Genomic DNA, 6,658 nt, shown 5'->3' with positions numbered 1-6,658 from the left:
TGGCGTCGCGGTGAACCGCCGCGCCCGCTCCGCGATCGATGGCTCGTCCGGCCCCCCGAGCGCGTCCCGCGCCCCCGCCCGCGCCCCCCCGCGGCTCGCTTTGCGGGGTGGCCGGTCACCCTGTGTCCCGCCCGAACCACCGACCGAATTCATGTGATGCACATCACATAAGCCGAAGAGGGTCGCAGCACAGCGCACTGTGGCCCTCTTTCTAGGTGAACTCCCTCTTGTTGTGTCCAAATCGGCCCCCTTATCTTTGGCCCGCCCGGCAGCTCGCCGCACCCGGCAGCACGAGAAGGAGCCGTCCATGCCCTTACGGGGACGCCACCGCCGCTACAAGCCCAACCGCATCTCCCGTGCCTCGCTGAGCGTCACGGCGGGCGGCGCCGGAATCGCCCTTCCACTCGTCGGCGCCGCGGGCGCGTCCGCGGCCTCGGGCGAGACCTGGGACAAGGTGGCCCAGTGCGAGTCCACCCACAACTGGGACATCAACACCGGCAACGGCTTCTACGGCGGGCTGCAGTTCACGCAGAGCACATGGGAGGCGTACGGCGGCACGGCGTACGCGGGACGAGCCGATCTGGCCACCAAGGACCAGCAGATCGCGATCGCGGAGAAGGTGCTGGACGGCCAGGGTCCCGGCGCATGGCCGGTGTGTTCGGGCAAGGCCGGTCTGACGCGGGACGACGCGGCGCCGCAGCAGAGTGCTCAGAAGGTCGTCAGGACGGCCGCCGCCCCGGTCAAGCAGACCCATCGGCCGGAGAAGGCCCAGCAGGTCGCGGCGAGCAAGCCGACGCCCACCAGTCTCCCGGGGCGCGCCTCCACGAACTCCGGCCGCTATGTGGTCGTCAGCGGCGACTCGCTGTCCCGTATCGCCGACTCCCACGACGTCAACGGCGGCTGGGAGGCGCTCTACAAGACCAACCGCGAGACGATCGGCGGCGATCCCGATCTGATCTACCCCGGTCAGAAGCTCTCCCTCAAGGGCGGTAAGGCCACCGCCAAGCCCAAGGCGGAACCCGAGCCCCACCACAAGGCCAAGGCGAAGCCGAAGCCCGCGCCGCACCCGAAGGCCGAGAAGCACACCAGCCGGGAGCGGGCCACCAAGCCCGTCGTCTCCTCGGGCTTCACCGCCCCCGTCAGCGGCGTCAACCCGAGCACCGCCTACCGGGCATCCGGATCCAGCTGGTCGAGCGGCTATCACACGGGCGTGGACTTCCCCGTGGGCATCGGCACCTCGGTGAAGGCAGTGGGCTCGGGCCATGTGGTCTCGGCAGGCTGGGGCGACGCGTACGGCTACCAGGTGGTCATCCGGCATCCGGACGGCAAGTACAGCCAGTACGCCCATCTCTCGCAGCTGTCGGTGCGGGCCGGGCAGAACGTCAACGGCGGCCAGCAGATCGGCCGTTCCGGCTCGACGGGCAATGCCACCGGACCGCATCTCCACTTCGAGATCCGCACCGGCCCCGGCTACGGCTCGGACATCAATCCGCTCGCCTATCTGCGGTCACACGGCGTCAGCCTCTGACGGCGTCAGGCTCCCACCCGTCGCCCCGGTGAGAGCCGGGGCAGACGGGCGAAACGCGGCCCTCTGGTGAGCGTGGTGGCGACCATATGCCCGGAGACGCCGCCCAGCCCCGCCCCCGGGTGGGTGGACGCGCCGATGTGCCAGAGCCCGTGGACATCGGTCGCGTGCCGTCCGGAGGCGGGCAGGGGGCGCCAGACAAGGCTCTGGTCGAGTTCGAGGGAACCGCCGTACGGGTCGCCGCCGACCGCGTTGGGGTTCCGGCGGGCGAGGTCCGGGGGCGCGATGACATCGACGGCGAGCACCTTGCCGGGCAGATCGGGCGCGTGCCGGGCGATCCGGTTCAGCACCCGGTCGGCGTAGCCCCGGGCCAGCTCCGGGGTCCAGCCCTGAGCGGTGTCCAGTTCACCGGCCGCGTCGCCGCGCGGGGTGGACGGCACCTCCTGCAACTGCAGCCACAGCGCGGCGGCCCCGGGCGGCACCCGGCCGGGGTCCAGGACGTACTGCTGCCCGACGACCACCGTGGGCCGCCGGGGCAGCAGGCCCGCCTCGGCCTCGGCGCAGGCGATACCGGTGCTGCCCGAACCATCGGTCAGGTGCACCAGCGGGATCGTGTTCAGCCGTGCGTCGCGCCAGCCGAGCGGCTCGGACAGCGCGACATGGATCTGCATCGCGGCGCGGCCGTAGCGGAATCGCCGCGCCTCGTCGCGCAGTTCACGGCGCACCGAGCCCTCCGGCAGGAGAGTGCCGTACAGGGCGGTGGGCGTCACCGAGGCGAGGACCGCGCGCCGGGCGCGGAAGACCCGGCCGCCCGCCGCCACTCCCACGGCGCGGCCCTGCTCGACGAGGACGCGGTCGACCCGGGTGCCGGTCTCCACCCGTACGCCCGTCGTCGTCAGCAGCGACCTGAAGGCGTCGAGGAACCGGCCCGCACCCCCGGCCACCACCGGCACCCCGGCGCCGTGCAGGGTGGCGGCGAACAGCGTCACCAGGAATCCGCCCGACGCATGGTCCGGCGACAGCCCCGCGTGCAGCAGCCACGGGGCGAAGAGATGGTCCACCTCGTCCCCGCGGAACTCCGCGCGCAGGTATCCACGGCCGCTGGTGGCCACCGAGCGCAGCCACCGCTCCACCCCCTGCCGCCCACCGCCGCGCAGCAGGGCGGCCACGTGGCGGAGGGCGGCCGGTGAACGGAGTTCGCCGCCCATCAGGCCGCCGATCGCCTCCATGTCGGCGCCCAGCCGGCCGAGCGCGGCCAGATACGCGGCCCGGTCCGCTTCATGCGCGAAACCCTCGGCGGTGCGCTCCGGATCGCGGTGCGCAACCGTGACCCCGCCGTCGTCGGCCACGCTGGCGATGACCCACTCATCGGTGTTGCGGTACTCCAGCCCATGCCGCCGCAGGGGCTCCCCCAGACGCGCGAACGCCGGGCCGGAGACGAACAGCGGATGCCAGGAGGAGTAGGTGTCGTGGAGGTAGCCCGGCAGGGTGCGCTCCTCGGTGGCGATGAACCCGCCGATGTACGGTTCGCGCTCCACCAGGATGACGGACCATCCGGCCAGGGCCAGCTCCGCGGCGGCCACCAGGCCGTTGACACCGGACCCGACGACGACGGCGTCTGCCTCGGCCATCCGGCGTTCCTCCTGCCATCGCACGATGCGGTGCTTTTGTCCGATTTCAGCATGCTACGCGAAGAATGCAGGGAAGATACTGAATGACGGGCCGCCCCCGCACTCGCACGATGCGCGTTTCCCTCGCCTGTCCGAGGCGGGTGTCAGACTCCCGACCATGCAGACCCGCCCCGCCAGCGCCTCGCTCGACATCCCTCACGACGATCCCCGGCTGCGGTACCGGGGCGCGGTGTCCCTGCGGCGGGGCCCCGGGTGGACCGCTCCCTGGCGGCTGCCGCGTGAGGAGGCGGCGCTGTATCTTCCCGAGGGCGGGCTGGGCCGGGCCGCGATGCCGGCCGGAGTGCGGGTGACGCTGCGCACCGACAGCTCCTCGCTCGTCTGCCGCTATCAGGCCGACCCCGCGCCCACGCTGAACGGGCCCGAGGAGCGGGCGCGCCTCGATGTGGTGTGCGACGGGCGACGGGCCGACACCGTGAAGCTGGAAACCCACGGCGGGGACGCCGAGTTCCGGTGCGGGGGGGGCTGCCGGGGCGGATGGCGGCGGTCGAGCTGTGGCTGCCGTTCTACCATCAGTTCCGGTTGCGCGGACGGTCCGTGGAGGCGGGCGCGGCCGTGGAGGGCGACGAGCGCGGGCCGCGGCCGCGCTGGGTCCACTGCGGCAGCTCCATCTCGCAGGGGCGCGGCGCCGCGTCCCCCAGCCGGACCTGGACCGCCCTGGTGGCCCGGCGCAACGGCTGGGATCTCACCTCGCCGGCCCTGGGCAGGTCCAGCTGTCTGGAGCCCATGACGGCGCGGCTGATGCGGGATCTGCCGGCCGATCTCCTCACCCTCCGCGTCGGGGTCAATGTCCAGGCGCTCGGCAGCCACAGCCGCGACGCGCTGGTCCCGGCGCTCATCGGTTTCGTCCGCACGGTGCGCGAGGGCCACTCCACTACCCCGTTCGCCGTGATGTCCACGATCACCGCGCCCGAGCGGGAGGAGGCGCCGGGTCCTTCGGGGATGACGATGCGCGAGTGCCGGGCGCACATACGCCGGGCCGTGACCCTGCTGCGCGACCACGGCGACACACGGCTGCGCTACCTGCACGGCCCCGATGTGTTCGGCCCCGTCCATACGCGGCTGATGCTGGAGGCCGAGGGCTCGGACCGGCTGCATCCCGCGGCGGACGGCCATCCGGTCCTCGCCTCGCGCTTCAGCACGCTTCTGCGGCTGGCCGACTGTGTGCCCATACTGACGGACGCGGCAGAGCAGCGGCTACGAACACCGGCCCCTTCAGCCCGTATCGCGCCTCAAGGAGAAGAGAAGTGACGGAGCAGTCCCAGCGCGGCCTCGACCGCCACCGGCTGATGAAGGTCCTCGCCGACCGGACGGAGGCGGGCAGCCGCCCCGGGGCGCGTGCGGACGGATACCGGGTGGCGCTGGCGATCGAGGGTGGCGGAATGCGGGGAACCGTCTCGGCCGGTATGGCGCTGGCCGTGCACGAGCTGGGGCTGCTGAACGCGTTCGACGCGGTGTACGGGGCCTCGGCGGGGGCCATCTCGGCGGCCTGGCTGGTCAGTTCGCGGCCTGAGGGCCTGCGCGGCTGGGCCGACCCCCGGTTCGCCAGTGCTCTCATCCGGAAGCGCAATCTGCTGCGCGGACGCCCCATGGTCGATATCGAGACCCTGATCGAAGAGGTCTACATCCGTCAATTCCCGCTGGACTACGCCTCGGTGCTGGCCGCACCCCTCGCCTTGCATCCGCTGGCCACGGACCTCGAGACCGGCCAACCGGTCGACTTGCACGGCGAGTTGACGGACGAGGTCGCCCTCCGTATGGCGCTGCGGGCCAGCGCCGCGCTGCCGATGCTGGCGGGCGGCCCCGTCACCATCGGCGGGCGCCGCTTCTACGACGCGGGCCTGGCCGAGTCGATCCCGTTCCGCCAGGCGCTGCGGGACGGCGCGACCCACGTCCTCGTCCTGCGCAGCAGGCCGCCGGTCCGGGACGCGGCGCTCCGGGCCAACCCGTCGGTGGGCTCCCGGCTGGTCGCCGCGGTCGCCTTCCGCCAGTACTCCCCCCAGTTCCGCGCCGCCTTCCTGAACCGGCCCGCCCGGCTCGCCGACGACGACCGGCTGCTGGCGGTCTACGACACCGACACCGCGGAATCGCCCACGGATCCCGCGGTGCTGTCGGTCCGCCCCGATGCCGCGGCGCCGTCCATCAGCCGTCTGGAGACGGACAGCGCTCTGCTCGAGGAGGCTCTCGAGGCGGGGCGCCGGGCCGTCGTGGCCCAGTTCGCCCCGGCGGCCCGTTCCTGAGGTCCTGGGGGAGGACGGGGCTCAGTCGCACAGGACCGCCGTCCGCGCCTTCAGCAGCCCCTTGCTCCGCGGTACGGGCGTCTCGCCCTTGAGCTCCGCGGCGAGGTCGTAGACGGTGGCGGCCAGGACCAGTTGGCGCTGACCGTCGGCGGTGGTGAGGGAGACGCTGGTGTAGCCGGGGCCCGCGCCGTCGGTCTCCCAGGCGGTGAGCGGATCGGCCTGCTTCCCCTCGCCGGTGTCGCACGGCACCTCCATGCGCTGCGCCCCGAGCCCGTACGCGGGCGCGTCGGGGAACTCCACCGGGGTCTTGAGCTCGCGCTGCCGGCCGGGGCGGAGCAGCTTGCCGCCGAAGAGCGCCCGCTCGAACCGAGCCAGGTCGTCCACGGTCGAGATCATGGCTCCGGCGGTCCAGTCGTAGGAGGGGCTGAACCGCGTCATATCGCGGCCCTTCAGGTCGTAGCCGTGCAGATGGGAGCCGTGCGCCTCGGGGTCGGTCACCGGGAAGGAGGTGTCCTTCAGCCTCAGCGGGGCGAGGATCCTGCGGTCGATCTCGGCGGGCGCGGAGCGGTGGGTCACCGCCTCGATCACCAGCCCGGCGAGCAGATAGTTGGTGTTGGAGTACGACCAGCCCTTCCCCGGGGCGAATTCCGGCTCGTGCCGGACCGAGCGGGCGATCACCTCGCGCGGGGTGATGACGTGGTCCCGGCCCCGTCCTCCAGATAGGAGGCGAAGAACGAGGCCTCGGTGGTGGGGTCGTGGATCCCCGAGGTGTGGTTGAGCAGCTGACGGATGGTGATGGCCTTACCGTCGTTGCCGTTCCCCTGGAGGACGCCGGGCAGCCACTTCTCCACGCTGTCGTGGAGTGAGAGCCGCCTCTCGCCCTCCAGTTGCAGCAGGACCGTGGAGACGAACGCCTTGGTGTTGCCGGCGATCCGGAACCGCTGCTCCGGCCGGGCCTTTTCGCCGGTGGCCCGGTGCGCGACCGCGGCCGCCGTCCGCCACTCGTCGGCGCCGCGCCGCGCGTAGGCCACCGCGCCCGGGAATCCGTCCCGCACCGTCTGGCCGACGGCCTCCTCGAAGCCGGACGGCGCCGGCGGCCCGGCCGGCTCCCCCTGGGCCGTGGCGGCGGTGACGTTCGCCGTCACCGCCAGCGCGCCGATCCCCGCCCACAGCGCCACGCCCCTCGCCCCTCGCCCCTCGCCCCT

Annotated in this window: 6 protein-coding genes and 1 pseudogene; 4 read left to right on the top strand and 3 right to left on the bottom strand. The window is 72.8% G+C overall.

Going from position 1 to position 6,658, the window contains the following annotated elements; genetic code table 11:
• The first annotated feature begins 307 nt into the window (after positions 1-307).
• Complete coding sequence (locus ACFXB5_RS37635; protein ID WP_385216878.1) at positions 308-1,528, top strand: transglycosylase family protein; 1,221 nt, start codon at positions 308-310, stop codon at positions 1,526-1,528.
• Between the two features lie 5 nt (positions 1,529-1,533).
• On the opposite strand, the gene ACFXB5_RS37630 is transcribed toward ACFXB5_RS37635, so the two are convergent.
• The gene (locus ACFXB5_RS37630; RefSeq protein ID WP_385216876.1) at positions 1,534-3,156 is read right to left on the bottom strand and encodes a phytoene desaturase family protein; all 1,623 of its coding nucleotides are present in this window, start codon (positions 3,154-3,156) and stop codon (positions 1,534-1,536) included.
• On the opposite strand from ACFXB5_RS37630, the pseudogene ACFXB5_RS37625 reads away from it, so the two are divergent.
• From ACFXB5_RS37625 to ACFXB5_RS37615, 3 genes and pseudogenes are all read left to right on the top strand, one after another.
• A pseudogene (locus ACFXB5_RS37625) lies at positions 3,044-3,613 on the top strand (hypothetical protein); the annotation flags it as partial. The gene ACFXB5_RS37630 and the pseudogene ACFXB5_RS37625 sit on opposite strands and share 113 nt — an antisense overlap.
• A gap of 77 nt (positions 3,614-3,690) precedes the next feature.
• Positions 3,691-4,464: a G-D-S-L family lipolytic protein gene (locus tag ACFXB5_RS37620; protein ID WP_385216886.1), complete on the top strand. Its 774-nt coding sequence runs from the start codon at positions 3,691-3,693 to the stop codon at positions 4,462-4,464.
• Positions 4,461-5,453, top strand: coding sequence for a patatin family protein (locus ACFXB5_RS37615; protein WP_385216873.1), 993 nt, complete (start codon positions 4,461-4,463; stop codon positions 5,451-5,453). The genes ACFXB5_RS37620 and ACFXB5_RS37615 overlap by 4 nt, the downstream gene beginning before the upstream one ends.
• A 21-nt stretch (positions 5,454-5,474) precedes the next feature.
• Here the strand turns inward: ACFXB5_RS37615 and ACFXB5_RS37610 are convergent, their stop codons facing one another.
• Together ACFXB5_RS37610 and ACFXB5_RS37605 are read right to left on the bottom strand one after the other, a co-directional pair.
• Complete coding sequence (locus ACFXB5_RS37610) at positions 5,475-6,131, bottom strand: serine hydrolase domain-containing protein (protein ID WP_385216870.1); 657 nt, start codon at positions 6,129-6,131, stop codon at positions 5,475-5,477.
• Positions 6,128-6,631, bottom strand: coding sequence for a serine hydrolase domain-containing protein (locus ACFXB5_RS37605; RefSeq protein ID WP_385216867.1), 504 nt, complete (start codon positions 6,629-6,631; stop codon positions 6,128-6,130). Before ACFXB5_RS37605 ends, ACFXB5_RS37610 begins: the two co-directional genes overlap by 4 nt.
• Positions 6,632-6,658: the final 27 nt, after the last annotated feature.

Source organism: Streptomyces sp. NPDC059455 (assembly GCF_042750115.1).
GTDB lineage: Bacteria > Actinomycetota > Actinomycetes > Streptomycetales > Streptomycetaceae > Streptomyces > Streptomyces endocoffeicus.
The sequence above is the reverse complement of the archived record's forward strand: the minus strand, read 5'-3'. Positions and strand labels throughout refer to the sequence as shown.

Excerpts from the sequence above, each read along its gene's own strand:
- ACFXB5_RS37635 (WP_385216878.1), top strand. The coding sequence starts at position 308 with ATGCCCTTACGGGGACGCCACCGCCGCTACAAGCCCAACCGCATCTCC.
- ACFXB5_RS37630 (WP_385216876.1), bottom strand. The coding sequence starts at position 3,156 with ATGGCCGAGGCAGACGCCGTCGTCGTCGGGTCCGGTGTCAACGGCCTG.
- ACFXB5_RS37620 (WP_385216886.1), top strand. The coding sequence starts at position 3,691 with ATGGCGGCGGTCGAGCTGTGGCTGCCGTTCTACCATCAGTTCCGGTTG.